Annotated in this window: 26 protein-coding genes; 3 read left to right on the top strand and 23 right to left on the bottom strand. The window is 64.3% G+C overall.

Features of this window, described 5'->3' with window-relative positions:
- Window positions 1–53: 53 nt before the first annotated feature.
- Entirely contained in the window at window positions 54–2,036 is a 1,983-nt protein-coding gene (locus NJLHNGOC_RS14065; protein ID WP_113596933.1) for a conjugal transfer protein TraG, read from the bottom strand.
- Between NJLHNGOC_RS14065 and NJLHNGOC_RS16050 the strand changes: the two genes are divergently transcribed.
- Entirely contained in the window at window positions 2,035–2,355 is a 321-nt protein-coding gene (locus NJLHNGOC_RS16050; protein WP_165837947.1) for a hypothetical protein, read from the top strand. The genes NJLHNGOC_RS14065 and NJLHNGOC_RS16050 overlap by 2 nt on opposite strands.
- Before the next feature lie 86 nt (window positions 2,356–2,441).
- Here NJLHNGOC_RS16050 and NJLHNGOC_RS14075 read toward each other — a convergent pair whose 3' ends face one another.
- The 12 genes from NJLHNGOC_RS14075 to NJLHNGOC_RS14130 form a co-directional block, all read right to left on the bottom strand.
- A complete protein-coding gene (locus tag NJLHNGOC_RS14075; RefSeq protein WP_113596934.1) occupies window positions 2,442–2,735 on the bottom strand; it encodes a type II toxin-antitoxin system RelE/ParE family toxin in 294 nt (97 codons plus the stop codon).
- On the bottom strand, window positions 2,732–3,004 hold the full coding sequence (locus NJLHNGOC_RS14080; RefSeq protein ID WP_019086914.1) for a type II toxin-antitoxin system ParD family antitoxin: 273 nt from the start codon (window positions 3,002–3,004) through the stop codon (window positions 2,732–2,734). The genes NJLHNGOC_RS14075 and NJLHNGOC_RS14080 overlap by 4 nt, the downstream gene beginning before the upstream one ends.
- Window positions 3,005–3,093: 89 nt before the next feature.
- The gene (locus NJLHNGOC_RS14085) at window positions 3,094–4,845 is read right to left on the bottom strand and encodes a relaxase/mobilization nuclease domain-containing protein (RefSeq protein WP_113596935.1); all 1,752 of its coding nucleotides are present in this window, start codon (window positions 4,843–4,845) and stop codon (window positions 3,094–3,096) included.
- 246 nt (window positions 4,846–5,091) lie between these two features.
- The gene (locus NJLHNGOC_RS14090; RefSeq protein WP_113596936.1) at window positions 5,092–5,793 is read right to left on the bottom strand and encodes a lytic transglycosylase domain-containing protein; all 702 of its coding nucleotides are present in this window, start codon (window positions 5,791–5,793) and stop codon (window positions 5,092–5,094) included.
- Window positions 5,780–6,118 (bottom strand): DUF736 domain-containing protein, encoded by a 339-nt coding sequence (locus NJLHNGOC_RS14095; RefSeq protein WP_113596937.1) that lies wholly within the window; start codon window positions 6,116–6,118, stop codon window positions 5,780–5,782. The genes NJLHNGOC_RS14090 and NJLHNGOC_RS14095 overlap by 14 nt, the downstream gene beginning before the upstream one ends.
- A 1-nt stretch (window position 6,119) precedes the next feature.
- Window positions 6,120–6,662 carry a S26 family signal peptidase gene (locus NJLHNGOC_RS14100; protein ID WP_113596938.1) on the bottom strand — a complete coding sequence of 181 codons (543 nt, stop codon included), beginning with the start codon at window positions 6,660–6,662 and terminating at the stop codon, window positions 6,120–6,122.
- Window positions 6,659–7,156, bottom strand: a complete 498-nt coding sequence (locus tag NJLHNGOC_RS14105; protein WP_113596939.1) for a DUF2840 domain-containing protein — start codon at window positions 7,154–7,156, stop codon at window positions 6,659–6,661. Before NJLHNGOC_RS14105 ends, NJLHNGOC_RS14100 begins: the two co-directional genes overlap by 4 nt.
- The gene (locus tag NJLHNGOC_RS14110) at window positions 7,153–7,395 is read right to left on the bottom strand and encodes a ribbon-helix-helix protein (protein ID WP_113596940.1); all 243 of its coding nucleotides are present in this window, start codon (window positions 7,393–7,395) and stop codon (window positions 7,153–7,155) included. Before NJLHNGOC_RS14110 ends, NJLHNGOC_RS14105 begins: the two co-directional genes overlap by 4 nt.
- Window positions 7,392–8,135: a DNA-methyltransferase gene (locus tag NJLHNGOC_RS14115; RefSeq protein ID WP_113596941.1), complete on the bottom strand. Its 744-nt coding sequence runs from the start codon at window positions 8,133–8,135 to the stop codon at window positions 7,392–7,394. The genes NJLHNGOC_RS14110 and NJLHNGOC_RS14115 overlap by 4 nt, the downstream gene beginning before the upstream one ends.
- Window positions 8,132–8,770: a ParA family partition ATPase gene (gene parA, locus NJLHNGOC_RS14120; RefSeq protein ID WP_113596942.1), complete on the bottom strand. Its 639-nt coding sequence runs from the start codon at window positions 8,768–8,770 to the stop codon at window positions 8,132–8,134. Before parA ends, NJLHNGOC_RS14115 begins: the two co-directional genes overlap by 4 nt.
- On the bottom strand, window positions 8,767–9,822 hold the full coding sequence (locus NJLHNGOC_RS14125) for a replication initiator protein A (protein WP_113596943.1): 1,056 nt from the start codon (window positions 9,820–9,822) through the stop codon (window positions 8,767–8,769). Before NJLHNGOC_RS14125 ends, parA begins: the two co-directional genes overlap by 4 nt.
- Complete coding sequence (locus NJLHNGOC_RS14130) at window positions 9,822–10,106, bottom strand: helix-turn-helix transcriptional regulator (RefSeq protein WP_113596944.1); 285 nt, start codon at window positions 10,104–10,106, stop codon at window positions 9,822–9,824. Before NJLHNGOC_RS14130 ends, NJLHNGOC_RS14125 begins: the two co-directional genes overlap by 1 nt.
- Before the next feature lie 404 nt (window positions 10,107–10,510).
- Between NJLHNGOC_RS14130 and NJLHNGOC_RS14135 the strand changes: the two genes are divergently transcribed.
- A complete protein-coding gene (locus tag NJLHNGOC_RS14135) occupies window positions 10,511–11,080 on the top strand; it encodes a hypothetical protein (protein ID WP_113596945.1) in 570 nt (189 codons plus the stop codon).
- Between the two features lie 140 nt (window positions 11,081–11,220).
- Here NJLHNGOC_RS14135 and NJLHNGOC_RS14140 read toward each other — a convergent pair whose 3' ends face one another.
- The 7 genes from NJLHNGOC_RS14140 to NJLHNGOC_RS14170 all read right to left on the bottom strand — a co-directional run bounded on the left by NJLHNGOC_RS14140 (window position 11,221) and on the right by NJLHNGOC_RS14170 (window position 14,703).
- Window positions 11,221–11,736, bottom strand: coding sequence for a DUF2285 domain-containing protein (locus NJLHNGOC_RS14140; protein WP_239021551.1), 516 nt, complete (start codon window positions 11,734–11,736; stop codon window positions 11,221–11,223).
- Window positions 11,687–12,055, bottom strand: coding sequence for a transcriptional regulator domain-containing protein (locus NJLHNGOC_RS16440; RefSeq protein ID WP_113596947.1), 369 nt, complete (start codon window positions 12,053–12,055; stop codon window positions 11,687–11,689). The genes NJLHNGOC_RS14140 and NJLHNGOC_RS16440 overlap by 50 nt, the downstream gene beginning before the upstream one ends.
- Before the next feature lie 63 nt (window positions 12,056–12,118).
- A complete protein-coding gene (locus NJLHNGOC_RS14150) occupies window positions 12,119–12,397 on the bottom strand; it encodes a DNA -binding domain-containing protein (RefSeq protein WP_113596948.1) in 279 nt (92 codons plus the stop codon).
- An 11-nt stretch (window positions 12,398–12,408) separates the two neighbouring features.
- Window positions 12,409–12,636 carry an XRE family transcriptional regulator gene (locus tag NJLHNGOC_RS14155; protein ID WP_456306361.1) on the bottom strand — a complete coding sequence of 76 codons (228 nt, stop codon included), beginning with the start codon at window positions 12,634–12,636 and terminating at the stop codon, window positions 12,409–12,411.
- A gap of 214 nt (window positions 12,637–12,850) precedes the next feature.
- Entirely contained in the window at window positions 12,851–13,003 is a 153-nt protein-coding gene (locus tag NJLHNGOC_RS16055; protein WP_165837948.1) for a hypothetical protein, read from the bottom strand.
- A 341-nt stretch (window positions 13,004–13,344) separates the two neighbouring features.
- Window positions 13,345–13,671: a DUF736 domain-containing protein gene (locus NJLHNGOC_RS14160; RefSeq protein WP_034931914.1), complete on the bottom strand. Its 327-nt coding sequence runs from the start codon at window positions 13,669–13,671 to the stop codon at window positions 13,345–13,347.
- A gap of 591 nt (window positions 13,672–14,262) precedes the next feature.
- Entirely contained in the window at window positions 14,263–14,703 is a 441-nt protein-coding gene (locus NJLHNGOC_RS14170; RefSeq protein ID WP_113596950.1) for a hypothetical protein, read from the bottom strand.
- A 164-nt stretch (window positions 14,704–14,867) separates the two neighbouring features.
- Between NJLHNGOC_RS14170 and NJLHNGOC_RS14175 the strand changes: the two genes are divergently transcribed.
- On the top strand, window positions 14,868–15,077 hold the full coding sequence (locus tag NJLHNGOC_RS14175; protein ID WP_113596951.1) for a hypothetical protein: 210 nt from the start codon (window positions 14,868–14,870) through the stop codon (window positions 15,075–15,077).
- A gap of 9 nt (window positions 15,078–15,086) precedes the next feature.
- Here the strand turns inward: NJLHNGOC_RS14175 and NJLHNGOC_RS14180 are convergent, their stop codons facing one another.
- The 3 genes from NJLHNGOC_RS14180 to NJLHNGOC_RS14190 all read right to left on the bottom strand — a co-directional run bounded on the left by NJLHNGOC_RS14180 (window position 15,087) and on the right by NJLHNGOC_RS14190 (window position 17,815).
- Window positions 15,087–16,013 (bottom strand): DUF2493 domain-containing protein, encoded by a 927-nt coding sequence (locus NJLHNGOC_RS14180; protein ID WP_113596952.1) that lies wholly within the window; start codon window positions 16,011–16,013, stop codon window positions 15,087–15,089.
- Between the two features lie 327 nt (window positions 16,014–16,340).
- Window positions 16,341–17,387: a DUF7146 domain-containing protein gene (locus NJLHNGOC_RS14185; RefSeq protein ID WP_113596953.1), complete on the bottom strand. Its 1,047-nt coding sequence runs from the start codon at window positions 17,385–17,387 to the stop codon at window positions 16,341–16,343.
- Window positions 17,387–17,815 (bottom strand): hypothetical protein, encoded by a 429-nt coding sequence (locus NJLHNGOC_RS14190; RefSeq protein ID WP_018307958.1) that lies wholly within the window; start codon window positions 17,813–17,815, stop codon window positions 17,387–17,389. The genes NJLHNGOC_RS14185 and NJLHNGOC_RS14190 overlap by 1 nt, the downstream gene beginning before the upstream one ends.
- Window positions 17,816–17,826 lie beyond the last annotated feature (11 nt).

Below are 17,826 nucleotides of genomic sequence, written 5' to 3' on the forward strand. Positions count from 1 at the left end.
TACACTGCACAGACAGGCCGCATAATCAAGGCGGCCCAGAGCGGCCGGTTACGTCACAGCCCCATCCGATCGCCAGGATCGAGCGAAACCTGACGCGCGAGACTCCGCTCACCGCGCCGCAAGGTCTGTGCCCGCTTCGCATCGTCCTCGGGTTCATCCTCCGGCGGATCAAATTCATGCACCGGCTTCCTCGGTGCCTGCACCACCTCTTCCTGTTCCGGCAGCTCCGGCTCACGGCGGATGCCGGCATTGGCGGGATCATCATCCGCATTGTCGGCAGGCGGCGGCTGAACCACATCAGCCCAGTCCCCTTGCGGCTGCGGTCCGATGGGCGGCGTTCCTTCAGAAGATGGCGGTGGCTCGAACCGGGGTGGCGGGAGGATGCGCGCGGTCAATTCGGCATCCTCGAAATACCGCGCCTTGCGCGCCCGGACCGGCGGGCAGCCAGAAACCAGCACCAGTTCCTCGTCCGGGGGAAGCTGCATGATCTCCCCGGGCGTCAGCAGCGGCCGTGCGGTTTCGTGGCGCGTCACCATCAGATGCCCGAGCCATGGCGACAGCCGGTGCCCGGCATAGTTTTTCGCATCCCGGATCTCGGTCGCAGTGCCGAGCGCATCGGACACCCGCTTGGCGGTCCGTTCGTCGTTGGTCGCGAAACTCACCCGGACATGGCAGTTGTCCAGAATGCTGTTGTTCTGCCCGTAGGCTTTCTCGATCTGGTTCAGGCTCTGGCCAATCAGGAAGCTCTTGATCCCATAGCCCGCCATGAAGGCCAATGCACTCTCGAAGAAATCCAGCCGTCCCAGGGCCGGGAACTCATCGAGCATCAGCAGCAGGCGATGCCGCCGCTTCGCCTCCAGTTCCTCGGTCAGCCGGCGGCCGATCTGATTGAGCACCAGGCGGACCAGCGGCTTGGTGCGGCTGATGTCCGAGGGCGGCACCACCAGATACAGCGTCGCCGGATGGCTGCCGGCGACAAGGTCGCGGATCCGCCAGTCGCAGCGACGGGTCACATGCGCCACCACCGGGTCGCGATAGAGACCGAGGAACGACATGGCCGTGGACAGCACGCCCGAGCGCTCATTGTCGCTCTTGTTGAGCAGTTCCCGCGCCGAACTGGCGACCACCGGATGCACACCCTTCGCACCGAGATGCGGCGTGGTCATCATGGCGCGCAGCGTCGTCTCGATCGCCCGCTTCGGGTCAGAGAGGAAATTGGCTACCCCGGCCAAGGTCTTGTCTTCCTCGGCGTAGAGGACATGCAGGATGGTGCCGACCAGCAGCGCGTGGCTGGTCTTCTCCCAGTGGTTCCGCTTCTCAAGGGCGCCCTCGGGATCGACCAGAACGTCGGCGATGTTCTGCACGTCGCGGACCTCACGCTCACCGCGCCGGACTTCCAGCAACGGATTGTAGGCCGCACTGGCAAGGTTGGTCGGATCGAACAGCAGCACCCGACCGAAGCGCGAGCGCCAGCCGGCGGTCAGCGTCCAGTTCTCTCCCTTGATGTCATGGACGATGGCGGAGCCCGGCCACGTCAGCAGCGTCGGCACCACCAGACCCACCCCCTTACCCGAGCGGGTCGGCGCAAAGCACAGCACATGCTCCGGCCCATCGTGACGGAGATAGGCATCGGCTGAGCGGCCCAGCACCACACCATCGGGCGCAAGCAGCCCGGCGCGACGGATCTCACGGGGGTCAGCCCAATGCGCCGAGCCATAGGTGGTGGCGCGTTTCTTCTCACGAGCGCGCCAGACGGACATCGTGATCGCGACGATGACGGCGGCCACACCGCCTACCGCCGCGATATACCCGCCCATCGTGAAGATATCCGGAGCATAGGCATCGTAAGCGAACCACCACCAGAAGAGCTCCGGCGGGTAATAAACCGGCCAGCCGAGCAGCGTAACCCACGGCGCGCCAAGCTGCGGCTGGAAGCCGAGCCGCCAGGCAGTCCACTGCGTCGCGGCCCAGGTAAAGGCGAGGATCACGGTGCTGACGGCGCACACCGATCCCCAGAGGATCTTGGTCTGGTTCATGACAGGAACCGACCAAACGGCTCGATTTCCCGATACTCAAGGCCTAATTGAAGCGCTTTGGGTCGCCGGACGGGAGCGGATAATAAACGGACGGTTTCCGGACAACCTTCACGGCGGCAAGAATATCGAGAATCGTGCGCCTGCTGACGCCGCTTCGCTCGCCCTGTTCCAGCAATCCGACAAGCGTCCGCTCGTCTTGATGATTGGCTGGATAACGGATCGGTGGCGCCTTATTTCGCCTTGTCATGCAGGGAAACTCCGATTGCCTTGTCGTCGTGTGTGGGGAAGAACCCGTTACGATAAAGATGCCTCCGCTTGAGGATCGCACCCGCATTCTGATCGTCGTGAGGGCGTCGAAGTTCATCGTCATTGACGACCGCTGCGCGCAACCCCACGGCCCTGACTTTACGAGTCAAATATCTGCGGCAGATCCCGTGCTCCATGAAGCACGCGGATGATGCGTACCTCATCGGCCAGTTCCCGGAAGAACAGTAGATAGCGACCGTGAACAACGACCCTCAATCCGGGACTGATCTCATCGCGTGCCGGAAAGCTCGCTGGATGTTCAGCCGCAACGGCAGCCTTCGCTTCCAGTTCAGCAACGAAGCTCATGGCCCGCTCGGGATTGTCCTCGGCGATATAGAGCGCGATCTCCAGAAGGTCGGCACGCGCGGCCGGAGCGAAGCCGAGCCGTTTCATCCCTGCGCGCGGCGACGGGCGATCACATCCCGCAATTCGGCGAAGACGGTCTCAGCCGGGATGCTCGACCCGCTCTCATCACCAAGCCGGATCGCCTCCCGCAGGGCATCGAGATCACGACGGTCGGTATCACGTCGGCGCATCCATTCGCGCAACGCCTCGCGCACCACCTCGCTGGTCGAGGCGTATTCGCCGCCATCAACGGACTGGCGCAGGATCGCGGCCATTTCGGACGGCACGGTGATGGTCATACGTTCAATCGTGGACATGAGACGGCTCCTTTCAGACGAGCATACTTCATCATACTTATGAAGCAGCTACTTTGTCAGCCGAAAATCCGCAGGCGGGCCACCCGACGTCAAATCCCGAGCCCGCGCTTCCGCCCGAAATTCCAGTCCACCGCTCCGCCCGGCGACAGCGTGCCGGAAACCTGCCGTCCAAGCTTCTGCTCCAGCGCTGGCCGCCACGGCACAAACTGGAAGCCCAGCCCGTCATCGACCATGGCAAACCGACCCGAAGACAGGACTACCCGCTGGCGATAGACCCCCGAGACGATCTCGCCTTCCTTTGCGGGCCGGTGCTCCAACCCGGTCTGTGTCGCAAGCCTCGCCGCCGCCTGATCGAGATCGCGCTGGCGCAGGGTGCCGATCACATCAGGCGCGAACACCACGCGCTCGCCCTGCCGCCGGGCCAGCCCCTCGGAGGCAAGATGATCGACCCGCCGCGCCATCGCCTCCCGGACCTCTGTGCCGAAGCCCCCATTGGCCAGCGCGGGATCCTTGGCGAGCAACTGGCGATCGAGCCAGGTTGCACCGGGTGCCGTCACCTGCTCGGCCAGCGTGAAGTCCGAACGCGTCGCCAACGACAGACGCTGCATGCCCTTCGTGTCTTCCCAACTCCGGGTCTCGACGATCGCGCCGGTCCTGGCATCGCCGGTCAGGTCCAGATCAGGGAAGCGGACATGATGCGTCCGCCCGTCGGTGCCGGCGATCACCACGTAACCCGAACCCTTCAGTTCGTCATCCAGTCCGCGCTCGACCAGCCGGCCAATAACCGGATCGGCCAGTTTCTCACCATGGATGGCGAAACCCGCGACATCGGGCTCCGCCCCGCCGCCGGACATGGCGCGGTGCATGGTCCTGATGATGTCGCCCCGGATGGAGAGATCGCGCAGGGTCGCCTCCAGCCTCGGCTTGAGGGTCCAGCGCGCCACCCCAACCTGCTCTGCGAGGCCAAGTCCTTCCAGCTTGGTCGCCCGGCCGACCAGCAGGCGGCGCAGTTCCGGGTCTTCGGCACCCTCACCGGGCCGCAGATCGACGATGCCGCCGCCCTCGTCGCTGAGATCCTGCAGCGCCCGATCGAGGCTGGTCCAGCGGTCGGCGCCGATCTCGGTCTCCAGAGCGGTGCGGATTTCCTGCTCGCTGCGCGGACCCAGCTCCAGCGTTACCCGCTCGGCGGCGCGGTCGCGCAGGCCCTGGCTGATGTACGCGCGGCTGATCACCAGATCCTTGCCGTCATCGGCGACACCGCGCACCAGGATGTGGACGTGCGGATTGTCAGTGTTCCAGTGGTCGACCCCCATCCAGTCCAGCTTCGTGCCGAGGTCGCGTTCCATATCCTGCATCAGTTCCCGCGCGAAGCCCCGCAGATCCTCCATCCGTGCTGCATCCTCGGGCGAGACGATAAAGCGGAAATGGTGCCGGTCGTCTTCACAGCGCTCGGCAAAGGCCTTGCTGTCCACCTCATCAGACCCCGCATCGAATAGGTGGGCCCTCGCACCATCGCGGGTCACGCCCTCGCGTCTGAGATAGGCGATGTGCCGGGCGAGCGGCGCGGACCGGAACCGCTTACCCTGCTGGCGCACGACACGCGCCTTGACCACGACGCGACGGGCATTGCTTCGCAGCCGCATGGACAGGGCCGCGCGTCGGCCCCGCCCGAAGCGGGAACCGCCACCGCCCCTGCCCTTCGCGCCGAACCGGGTGCCGGTATGACCGGCCCTCTTCGCGGCACGCATGACCTCACCGACGAAGGATTTCGGTCGTGCGCCCTGGTTGCCGTGCTGGATACGTCCGGGCCGGACAGTCAGGCTGTCATCGCGCGTCGCCATGGCCCGCTTTCCGTTTCGATGTGCGCCTGACGGCGCCCGGATCGTTGAAAAGATTACGAAAATTGTCCGAAGAGCCGCAGGCGGTGCGTGGTGAGAGGCCAAATTCTCCAATCAAACCAACCACATGCAGCCCCGAACGGGCGCTGCTTTTACCTTGCCGTCCTTCTGCCTGCCACCTGCCTCCCCCCGGCACCCCATCCTCAAGCCGCCCATGGCCCGCCAGCGCCCGATGGACCGGAACGGGGATCATCGACGCGCCTCCCCCTGCCCTGACACGATGAACAGCCCGGCCGATTGCGGCGCAAGCGCGGTCCAGTCGCTCGGGCGGGCGTCGTCAGCATGCACCGGATCGTGTGCGCTCTCGCCATGCCGAGCGACATTTTCTGTGCGTAGGAATGACGCCGGAAAGAGGGAAGAGCCCTGCCAGGATTGTGCCGCCGGAGCGCCGATCGCGATGTTATCGGCAAGCGGAAGAGCCAGCCGCGCGCTGACCGACGCAACGTAATTCCGCGTCTCGGCAGGCAACGGTCTGCCGGTCGCCAGATGCTCGTCATAGCGCGCGGGACCGGCATTATAGGCGGCGAGAAACCCGGCCTCGCCGTAGCGGTCCCGCATCCAGCGCAGATAGGTCGCACCGGCCAGAATGTTGTCATGCGGGTCGAACGGATCGTCGCCAAGGCCGAGCGACGTGCGCAGGCTGGACCATGTGCCGGGCATCACCTGCATGAGCCCCATCGCACCCGCCGATGACACCGCCCGCGCATCGCCTCGACTCTCCGCATGCAGGACGGCAGCAATCCATGACGCCGGAATCTGCGCGCGCGCGGCGGCCTCCGCGATCATGTCGGCGTACGGATCAGCCTCCGCCATGCGAACGGGTGACACGGAAACCAGCACTGCAACCAGCGCGTTCGCGACAAGATCGCGAACCTTCCTACCGCCGATCATCGCGCTTCACCGGACGGCTCCAGACCAGATGAAAGGCACGCCCCTGACGATCGGACTGGAACAGGTTGGCGCGGATCGGTTGCGCCAGCATGGGGTCGTCGAGAACGAGCGAAAGGTAAGTGCCTGCCTTCTCGCCGGTGCGCTTCCAGCCGGCACCAATCTCCGGTCCGGTGTCGGCATCGCCGAGATGGACGCGATAGTCAGGCGCATGCTCGGCGTCCGACGATGTCGCCGGCACGATCGTCAGTTCGACGTCGAGGGCGAGCGTGCGCAGGCGACCGGCAAAGCCGTCGGCCGTGCGCGTGAAAGTACCGATCTGGGCCATGTCAGCCTCGTTTCTGTTTGGGGTTGGGAGAAATCGGTGACGGCACGAGCCACAGCGGCTGGGCACGGCCGAGCACCGCATCGACCGGCAGGACACCGAAATAGCGGCCGTCGAGACTGGTCGGAACCGCCGGATTCATGACGAAGACCTGCCCGGGCAGTACGTGCCGGCAGCCCTGCCACACCGGCAGCGGACGACCGCGATGATCGTGAGACAGCGCATTGCCGAGCACCTTGCCGTCGACCGTGACGGCAGCACCAGTGCGACAGACCAATTGCCCCGCCAGTGCGGCGACCGGCTTGAGCAACGGCACACCGAGCGGCAGATAGCCACCGCGCGCCAGCATTCCGGCGATGTCGGTGGGCGGGCGGATCGCGATCAGGTCGCCGACATGCAGGGGGCTTACCGATTGCAAGCGATACAGCCCGACCGGCGTGCTGGCGGTGACGTTCCAGATCAGCCGGGGCGCCGGATGGATCGCCAATGACGTGCCAGCACCGAGCATTGCGAAATACGTGGTGAAGAACCAGCCAAAGCGCGTCATGACACCGCCCTCCGGCGCAGCCAGGCCTGATGGCGGTCGCGCGTGTAGGGACGTGACGCCTGCCCGGCGAGCATCCGGTTGTGCAGATGCCGCCAATGCTCGGGTGCCACATCGACGGGGTCGATGCCGATGGCTTCGATACGATCGACGGCTTCGAGCACCAGGCGGACCTTCGGCCAGCCGCTCTGGCGCAGCAGGCTCTCGCCACCGGGGCGCACGAACGGCACCGTCTGATAGGGCTGGCCGGGACGGGTGACGCGCACGATGTCGATGCAGGAGACCACCGTGCCGTAATCGTTCGCAGCCCAGCGCAGGAAGGCGAACACGGTGTCCGGCGGAAAGCTCAGTATCCGCCGCCGACGATCGAGAATCTGCTCATGGGCGACAGAGCCGAAGCGGATCCAGTGCTCGATGCGCTTCTCGATCCAGGTCAGTTCGACATGAGCGAGGGTGTCGGCGGGACGGCCGGATGCCGCCTCGTGCGGAGTGTTCATGGCACATCTCCAGGGATATCGGGGAACTCGCGGGCCAGCAGGGCGCGCAGCATGTCGGCGACCGTGATGCCGCGCTGGAACGCCGCGACCTTGAGCCGTCCGCGCAGTGCCGGCGTGACGTCGATGGTCAGTCGGGCGGTAAAGCGGTTGGGGGGCGCAGGCGTCTCCGGCGTTCTGACCCAGCGTTCAGGATCGGCGGGACGCGCGGCGAAACCGCGCAGCGTGCGACGTTCCGTCATGGCGCGATTCCTTCGCCAAGCGGCAGCACGGAGGCGATGCGGTCGCGCGCCTTCTGCGCCATGACAGGATCGATCTCGCAGCCGACATAGCGCCGACCGGCGAGCCGGCAGGCGACACCCGCCGCACCAGAGCCGGCGAACCAGTCGCCCACCAGGCCACCCGGTGGGCAGCTCGTGCGGATCAGGATCTCCAGCAGGGCCACCGGCTTTTCGGTGGGATGGATGGCGCGGCCATGCGTATTGCGGACCGGAATCACGGAGCGCATCAGGCGCGGGCCACCATCCTCGCTGACGTAATGACCGGCATCGATCCGGCCCATGTGGGGTGGACGATGCTTCCGCCGCACCGTGCGTGCCCGTGCGTCGGGCGTGGTCGGGACCGCGTTGTAGATGGCGCGCCAGGGCGCATCGTCGCGATAGAACTGGACGATCAGCTCATGCACGCGTCGAAACCGATCGGCATGGAAGCTGGAACCGTTCTGCTTCTCCCAGACCAGTTCCTGGGCATATTTCCAGCCTGCGTCACGAAATGCCGCGCTGGATGCGAGAAAGCTCCGCAGCGAGCCGAACACCCAGAGCGAACCGCTCGGTTTCAGGGCCGCGAGTGCCGTGCCCGGCCAGTCCAGCACGCGCTGGTCCCATGCGAGCGACGTATCGCCATAGGGCGGGTCGGCCAGGATCATGTCGTAGGGGCCATGCCAGGGCATCAGGAGCGCACTGTCGCCGGTCAGAAGGGTCATGGCGCCAGCCCCCCGATCTCGGCCGTCAGGGCGGCGATTTCACGGGCGGCAATCCCATGCGGGCGCAGGTCGCAGACCAGGCGGCCGGTGCGCGCAGCGTCGGCGAAGGCGACACGCTGGCCGATCCGCGCCATGAGCGCCGCTGGCTCATGTCCCGCCAGCGCCAGCCGGGTTTCGCGGGCGATCACCGTGCGGGTGGCGCAGCGGTTGAGCACGAAACGGGCCAGCAGGCCAGGACGGAAGAGCCGCGCCTCCTCCAGCAGCCGCAGCATCTCGGCCGAGGCCCAGCCGTCAAACGGGGAGGGTTGCGCCGGGATCAGCACGAGGTCGGCCGCCAGCAGGGCGGAGCGCAGCAGCGCTGCCACGCGCGGAGGACCGTCGATAACGACGTGATCCGCCCCCTGAGCCAATTCCGGCGCCTCGTGGTGGAGCGTATCGCGTGCCAGCCCGATGACACCGAACAGCCGGGGCAGTCCTTCCCGCGCCCGCTGCGCCGACCAGTCTAGCGCCGAACCTTGCGGGTCGGCGTCGATGACCGTCACGCGCCGGCCTTCCCGAGCCCATTGGCCCGCGAGATGCAGCGCCAGCGTCGTCTTGCCGACGCCACCCTTCTGGTTGAGGAGGGCCACGATCATGACCCCTCTCCGGGGCTTATCCACGGATCGGAAGAGGGGCCAACATCCTTAAAGTTAGACTCTTTTAAGTTAGATTCTAAGTTAAGGGCGTCATAACCGTTTGATTCAACGTCGTGATTCGGCGTTTTCCGCAAACGATAGCACGGATGCCGTGGCAGTGATGGCACGGATAAATCCACAACTGATAGCACGGATGAATTCACAGCCTGTCCACAGGTGTCTGTGGATAATTTGACAGGCGCAAAAGCCAGCATGTCATTACCGTTACGGTCGGGGCGCACCGACAGCCGATAGCCGGCAAAGGGCTGCCGTTTCGCCATCTCGCGCAGTTCGAAGGCAAAGCGGCGATACGGGGAAAGGCTGGCGGATTTTTCGTAGAGATGGCGCAGGCCGAAGGCCCAGCCTGCGCGCTGGCGACCGCCATGCTTGCGCACGATGCGATAGAGCCAGCGCTCCAGACCGCCAGTGAGGTCAAAATAAGCCGGGTCGATGGTCAGCACGAGCGCGTCGTCGAGAACCGCCTGATAGAACCAGTCGGGCAGGATCAATTCGATCACGCGGGTGCGCCCTTCCCGCGCGGTGTGTCGTTTCCATTCGTTGATCCAGGAAAAGCGGTGCAGTTGCCCCTTGCCGGTCTGCCGCAGCGACGTCTTGATCGTGGTGGACTGCAGCCGGTCGAAGGCCGCTTCCAGCCGCTCATAGTCCCGCGCGCTGTCGCCCCGACCGATGAAGGTCAGGATCTCGCGCGGGCTGGCCACCATCAGCCGCGACGTGCGCCGACCGGCGTCACGCGCGGCAACGAGATGGCTGGCGGCCCAGATCAGCACGTCAGCATCCCAGATCGTGGCCATGCCATGTTCGGCAGACGCCTCGACCCGGATCATGACATCCGGGGTCCGGTAATCGATCGGGACCATGCGAGGGGATTTGGCGAGGCTGAAGAACGGAAACGCCATCAGATCCTGCGCGTCGCGAGGGGCGAAATCTCCCGCGATGGCATGGAAGAGTTCCAGTTGCTCGCGCTCCGAACGCGCCCTGCCGATCGGGGACATCAGCGGCGGTTTCCACGTGAGGTCGGCGGGATCAGCGGACTTTGCCGCGCGGCCGCCGATACGGTACCAGCGGTGGTGTCCGAGGTATGGGCACGTGCCCCGCTCTCGACCCAGGCCTGCAATTCATCGACCCGATAGACCACGCGACCACCAAGTTTCGAGTAGCGCGGACCGGTGCCGTAGATCCGGTGTTTTTCCAGAGTGCGAATGGAAAGCCCGACGAAGCGCGAAGCGTCAGGCGTGCGCAGATAGCGTGGTGGCAGGTCGCTGTAATTGGCGGACATGAGGTGGCTCCGTGATCGCTGTCTGGGGCTGCGGGACAGATGCGGCCAGCAGGGATCAGCGTGGCGGAGCGGCCACGTTTGGAACTAGGACCGATCTCGCAGAGGCATGAGATCGCTCCTAGACAAGCAAAAGATAGCAATACTGTCGCTAGGAACGGGAACTACTCTGCCTGATCGCGAACTCCACATCCTAAACTCCCATGTGCGGCGGCCTTAAAATAGCTGGACAGAAATCTCGCATGCGATGTAGGTATCTGAGGAGGGGTTCTGAGGCCCTGACTTGCTGGACGGTCGAAGCCTTGGTGGGAGGATTTTCTCCCTATTAGTCTTTTTCGAGTGCCTTTGTGGATGGCTCGAGAGCGTAATGTCCGGACCTCGTGCCAAATATCCAGGAAGGTGAAGAAATGTCCTTTTTTGACGCCACCCCCAGTGTCGCAATCTGTAGCCGTGAGTTCATGAGGGATGTGCGCTACGCATTACCCGACTTTACTTGCATAAAAATGAACCAATTGGACGAAGCCATTGCGAGTGGTCTCGGCTTCAACAGTCGTGCAGCTTTGCTGCAAGCATTGACGAGCGTCGAGCGTCTCGTTGTGACCGTCCAAGATGATCGCTTCCGCAAACGTTTAGGCGATTTTGGAGCATCTATCGCTGAAGGCGTATTCCAAGAATGCATCATCAGTATGGCGGGAAGGTCGTCTGCCGAGATCCTCGTAGGGTTTCAGGGCGATCAAAGAAAGGCGAATGGTCGGGTCCAAGTTCGATTGAACCGAATTCCTTCTGCAGAAGAACTTGAGCAAGCCGGTGGTCTTGAATTTGAAACGTTCATGCCTGCATTTGCGCGGAACACAATTCCGGGCAAGCACATGGTTGCAGCAGCTCTTGATCTCGGCGGCAGCATAGATTTGGAGGGTTATTGGGTGGACGTTGGGCCTAAAAATAATTGGCTATCTATCATCGGGCCTTTAAATTGATGAAAAATAAATAACTTTTTGAGAAAGTATTCTCGAAAAATATAGAAATACAACTGAACTTGCATTGCCGTGCAAGTTCAGTCTTTCTGTTTTTATGTTAAACGCACATCAATATGGAGCTATCTGTGGTTCGCAGCCTATCAACGCCCTCGAAATGGGTGCAGTAGCAGCCGGCGGTATCCCCCATCGCTCAGGCCCCGTGCAAAACGCACCAGCCGTTTCATACGGAAATGTAGATCGTGCGAAAGCCAATCCTGCGGGAAAACCTCCCGACCGAACAGGACACCAGCGACCTCGCGCTGCGAAACCCCGTCATCCAGCCCATCGAGCGTACGGAGCGCCAGGATCAGCCGACTGACCCGATCTGGCGACAGGGTCGCGGGATCGGGGCCAGAGCGCCGGCCCGTCAGCGCGCGCCAGAGCCGCAACGCGGCTTGGACGCGCACGTCGAACAGGGCGTCGAGCGGCAGGACGACAGAGAGAGCTTCGATCCCTGACGTCACCTGATGCAGGCGCAGAACGACGCCGGGGCGCTCGAGCAGGAGTTCACCAACCTGGCCCGCCGGCAATCCTATGAAAATAGAGGTGAACGGCGGGTGATCCGGGTCAGCCAGACCGGTCGGCACTTCCATCAGCGCGATCACGCCCGGCAGCACCGCGGCACTCCACAAGGCAGTACGCGGGTTCAGCGCAGTGCGCACACTTTCGAAATCGCAACCCCCAGCGCCGGGCGAAGGCCTCGGCATCCGGCTGCATCAAGGCACCCCGGCGCAATGCGCGCTGAAGGGTGGCACGCTCACGGATAAAGTCCCGATTGCGACTGACAAACTGCAAGGCAAAGGCAGGGGCGTCGAGCGACCGCAGGCCCTCGTACGCGCCCGCCGACCGCCAGTTGGCGCGGCTCATGGCGTCGTCTCCGATGCGTAACGGGTGGGAACAGGGCAAGCACTTGCTCGCGAGAGTATGCCAGACCATCCCGCTGCCCGCTACGCCCCGGTCCTGCAACAGGTCTTGCGGATCACGCAACGATTCAGGGGGTCAATGGGGTGCGCCGCCCCGCAGCAGATGCTGGTAGCCATGCTCGGTCATCCAGTGCGCCCGCGCCAGATGGCTGTGCCAGCAGCGGTGGACGCCCTCGGGATCGGCCGCCGGGTCGCGGTGGAGCACGATCCGGGCGACCTCGCGCCAGTCGGCACCGTCAGCCTCGGCGTCCAGCAGACGCAGATACGTGATGAGGTGCTGTTCGTCATAGCCGGTGAGACAGGACGCTTCCGGAGCGCTGTCGGCGACGGGCGGGTCGAGCGGGGGCTTCTGCATGATGGGGCCGATCAGGTCGGAGAACGAACGCGACGCACCCTAGCCTGCCGCGTTTGGGTATCGGAAGTTTCGTTAAGAAACATGACGCCGCGCCCTTGTCCGGACTCGATGAACAGGATGCCCGCCGCTTCCAGCGCGCGGCGAACCTGGTCGGCTGTGCCTTCGTGAACGCCGAGACCGCGCTCGGATTCAAGGCGCTTGAGCGCGGTCAATGCTACGAGGGCCTTTTCAGCAAGCATCTCCTGTGTCCAGTTCAGGAGTGCCCGTGCCGCCCTTACCTGTCGGCCAGTGATCATTCATGATCACATCCGACACGCAAAGCCAGCACACCAGAAATACGACTATAATAGTCGTATTATGAAGATTCAACATTGTTCTTTCAGGATGATGGCCAAATGGAATCGGCGTCTGAATTTCCGATGGTACGGGCGACCATACGAAAAGACCCCCGCACTATGCGGGGGGCGTCTCGTCGTGCGGTTCTGCCGCGAATTGCGCGCATGCCCGCTTCAGTTCGCGCTCGATCTGCCGACGCTCACGGCGGCTGAGGTGAAAGCTGGTCAGTTCGGCGCGCAGCATCTGGATGTGGTCGTGTAGCGTGGTCATCGTCCTGCTCCTTTCGTTTGTCGAAGACAGGACACCGCCTCATGCACGCGGGAACCGGGTCAGGGATCGCCGTCAGGCGACCGGCTTGCCGGCGTGCGGGGGAGCCGATTTTGTTCGGGACGACCGATAGGTCGGCTCGGGCAAAATTGGGGGGACCGCGCGTCCTTGAGGCGGTTCACGCCGGGCATGGTACAATGGGAAGACTGAGGGAAGCCCTGTTCCCCCTGCCCCACCCGAAGGCAGGCCGATCGGATCTCGGGCGATCAGCCACGCCCGCCCTTTCGTTCCGGCCGCCACCACGATGGCCCCGCCCGGACCGGCCGGGCGGGGATCGCGGTGCCTCAGTCGCCGTTGCGGCGGCCGTTGGGGCGGGACCAGATCAGGCTGTAGCCCTCGCCGTCCTCGTCATCGAAGAGATTGGCGAAGATCGGGGCGTTGAAGCTCGGATCGTCCAGCTTGAGGCTCAGATAGTCGCGCCCCTCGTTGGAGCGCCGGGACCAGGCCGCGCCGATCTCAACCCGACCGACGAAGACGCGGTGGCTGGGGGCGTTGTCGTTCGCGCGCGTGGTCTCGGGGGCGATGCGGACGTTCGGGGTCTGGAGCGAGAGGGTGACGATCTCGCCGTTATACCCGTTGCCGACTTTCTTGAAGGTGCCGATGGTGGCCATGATACTGCTCCGTGATCTCTGTTATCGAGCCCGCACCATTGCGGCCTCGATGGCGATCGGACAGACGGAGGCGATCGGCGGCGCATCCTTCAGGGCCGCAGCGCAGCGGAGGACGGCGGGACGGAATTTTCTTGATGCGCGAGGAATGACGGCGCAGCCGTCAGGGGAAGAAAATTATGACCCGCTGTTGCGCCATAGCCGATCGAGGCGCAGCCGGCCTTCGGCTAGATCAGCCATCTTGAGAGGCAGCATGCGTGCGCGGCCTGACAGAGCATACATCACGGAGACTATGGCGACCGGCACAGCACACGAGATCCGGCGGCAAACAGAATAGCGGCGTCAACCTCCTTCCATACCAGCCATCGAACCAGCCCATTCCGGGACAGCACCTCGCAGGACATGCCCAGCTTTCCCTGTTGCGATCGGCCTGTGGGCAATCTGAGCGCCAGTCCGGTTGCTTCAACAGGCGGACCGTATCAGGGTCAGAGCGTCGTATCCGCGCTTCGCCGTTCCTCGTTCCCCGCCTCTCGATGACGTGGAAAGACAGACCGGTGCCTGACCATGCCTGTCCGCCAACTGCCGCGCAGGCGCTCAGACCCGCGCGATACTCCCGCCGGCCGGTTCGGGCGGGGCCATGCCGGTAAAGCGGACGAACGCAGTGATGCCGACCGCCATCGCGCCGATCACCGAAAAGAAGAGTTGCCAGACGGCGGAGGGCATCATCATCTGGGCGAGGCCGTCCGTCGCGCTAAAACCGGCAATGACGGCGGGCACGGTATAGAGCAGGACGATCAGTCCTCGCAGCCAGATCCACGGTGCGCAGGCAAGTGCGATCTGGCCGACCGCGAAGGTCGCAATACCCGTCATGATGCCGACGATCAGAGCGCCGATCACGCCGGCGCCGGTATGGAACGCCCAGAGCCCGGCATACAGCCCGTCGGCAAACGGCAATGCAAAGACCGCAAGCGTGAACATGAGCCAGCAGAAAAATCCGATGCCGGCGACAATCAGGAACGGTGCGAAGATCACCATGGTGGCGGCTCCCGTAGAGATGACATGATCTGACGGTCGCGCCTGCCACCACCACCACGGCGCAACCCGCATCATAGCGAAAACGATGTGTCGACGGAACGAGAATCGTACTGGTGTCCGGCACGCGGACGTGCATCGTTATCGTCTCTCAGGGAGAAGACGTCATGGCGGAAATCACGGGGCGCGAGCTGCATCTGGTCAAAAAGGCGCTCGCCATTGCAGTGCTGGCGATCGAGCGGCAGCCAGGGCCGTTTCAGTCTTATTCGGACATGCAGGACATGAAGGGCCTGCTCGATCTTCTGGTGCCCGGCGACACCGAACTGGCCTTCTATGCCCGTTCCGCCCGGATCGCCGTCACGGGCAATCCGGACTGAAGATGGCGCTCACGCGCCGCCTCCAAAGCGCAGGACCGGGATACCGAGCTTTTTCGCCTTGTCGGCCAGGTTCTCCTGAATACCGGTGCCGGGAAAGACGATGACGCCGATTGGCATGGTGTCGAGCATGGCATCGTTGCGACGGAAGGGTGCTGCCTTGGCATGCTTCGTCCAGTCCGGCTTGAAGGCGATCTGCACGATCTCCCGGTGATCGGCCCAGCGCGAGGCAATGAATTCCGCGCCCCTGGGCGAACCGCCATGGAGCAGCACCATGTCAGGATGCTTCGTCCGGACCTTGTCCAACCGGTCCCAGATCAGGATATGGTCGTCGAAGTCGAGACCGCCGGTCACGACCACCTTGGGGCCGGGCGGAACCAGCAATTCGCCCTCAGCGCGACGTCGGGCGTTGAGGAAATCGCGGCTGTCGATCATGGAGGCCGTCATGGTCCCGCGTGAGATCAGCGACCCGGTTTTCGGCCGCCACGCGCTCATGGTCAGGCGCTCGAACTGCTCCTGCGCCTCATCACGGAAGATCTCGTAGGCGTTGCGGCGCTCGATCAGGGTCAGCCCTTCGGCGATCAGTCGCTCCAGTTCCACCGAGCGGATCTCGCTGCCATCCTGTTCCTGCTGGCTGCGTTTCTGCGCCTGCTCGTTGCGGTCAAGCTCACGCTCCACCTGGCCGACCATGCGGTGGAAGATGTTGACCGTGGACCAGAGCAGGGTTTCGAGGTCGGGTTCCAGCCGCGTGTCGGTCAGGATCGCGGCGATGGCGTCGAAGATGTCGGCGACCGCGCCACCGATGCGGGGCGCTTCGGGCAATGGCCGCGGGTCCGGTTCGTCCTCGAAAGGACGGTAGCCATACATCTGGAGTTCAGCCAGCACATGGGCGGTGGATGAAGCGGCGTGTGCGGGTTCAAAATCATCGGTGCGGGTCATGATGCGGTCCTCCCAGGTCTCCGGCCGCGCCCTTCGCGGCCTTTCCGGGGGCGGACAGCGGCAGACCAGGGACGGGCCGGAACCGCGCGATACGCGCGGCCGCAGCGCAGCGGAGGATGGCAGGGGGACCGGCTATTTTGCCTCGCGATGTAAAGCGCCCCCAAGGGGCGCGACGGAAAATAGCCGGTCCCCGCCATTGAAGGCCCGGCCCGGCTGACGCCCGCTCCCCTCCAGAAAGGCTGCAGGCGCGGACCTGCCTGATAGGAGGGCACAACAAGACCGTCAGACGAAAACGGAACACCGCCCGCTCCCTTCTTCCCGGCCTACTCAGGTGCCAATGCTCTCCAGAAACCGTGCCACGTCCGCTGGCGCGAGTTGCGGATGCAGGATCGCCCGGAGCGCGCCGGATCCAAGGGCACGGAGATCGTCGTTGAAATCGCCAAGCCGTGGTGACAGGCCGATCAGCTCGATCCCGGCGTCGTCCGCGCGGGCCTGCAGCGTCGCCAGCGCCTGATCCCCGGCCGGGTCGTCATCGCGCAGGACGTAGAGGCGGCGCAGCGTCGGCGGAAACGTCATGGCGGCGAGATGCGCCGAGGACAGGCATGCGGCCAGCGGCAGATCGGGCAGAACCTGCCGCAGCGACAGGACCGTCTCGATGCCTTCCCCGGCGGCGAGCACGTCAGACGCGACCCCGAAGCGCACGGCATGGCCGAGCAACCCGCCCAGGGCGCGGCGCGGATGGTCGACCGGCGCCTTGCCGCGGCCGTCCGCCGCCAGCCAGGTGCGATGGACGCCGGTCAGCGTGCCGTCGAGATCGGTGACGGCGGCGATCATGGCAGGCCAGGTCTCGGTCGGACTGTCCTCGTCCGGGCGGTAAAAGCAGCGTGGATGGAAGCGCAGGGCTCCGGTTCCGTGCAAAAGCGTCATGTCGCGTCTGCGGAGATACGCTTCTACTGACGTGCCCGCGATCGGTCCGGACATGGCCCAGAGCCGTCGAGCCGCTTCGGAAGAACTGGCCGGTCCGCGTTCCTGAGCAGGACGATCCCGCGATAACGGTACCGGATCGGGGCGCGGCAGGCTGAGGAACGCTCGCGCCTCATCGGCCACGTCGCAGAAATCCACCAGGCCGAGGTTTTCGCGGATCACGTCGAGCAGGTCGCCATGTTCGCCCGACTGTGCGTCGGTCCACTTACCTGCCCTGCCGTTGGCGGTATCATGCAGCCGGACAAACAGCGACCGCCCCGGCGTGTTGCGCACATCACCGACCAGCCAGTAATTGCCGTGACGGCGACCGACGGACAGATACCGCCGGCACACCGCCTCTGCGTTCTCCGCCAGACGACGGGCGAGATCGCCTGCATCATGCGAGGCCATTACCCCTGCCCTCCTGTGTCGGGATCGTCTCCATCCAGGGCAATCGCCAGCCAGCGATCGGTGGTCATCCATGACATCGTCCTGCGCCTGCCAAGGTCAAGCAGATGCGCGCCGCCGCTGAACGCGCCCACCCGGGGACGTGAACAGCTATTCGCCCACTGGAACCCCCATCGGCCCCGCAACCGGAATGCTCGCGCACAGCGTAGCACGAATTCCACGACCTGATGCGGATCGCCGGTCTGCTCGTCGTGCATCCAGAGTTTGGTGCCGCCATATTCAGGCACGATCGACAGAATGAAACCGTCAGAGGGTGGGTCTTCCGCCGCCAGTTCGTCCATGAATTCATTATAGAGGTCGAGCGCCTTTGCGGCATTGTCCACTGTGCCCACATCGAGCACGCAGGAAAAATGCGTGAAGAAATCAGCCATCGGAAGAACTC

Origin of the sequence: Novacetimonas cocois (assembly GCF_003311635.1) — a bacterium.
GTDB classification, from domain to species: Bacteria; Pseudomonadota; Alphaproteobacteria; order Acetobacterales; family Acetobacteraceae; genus Novacetimonas; species Novacetimonas cocois.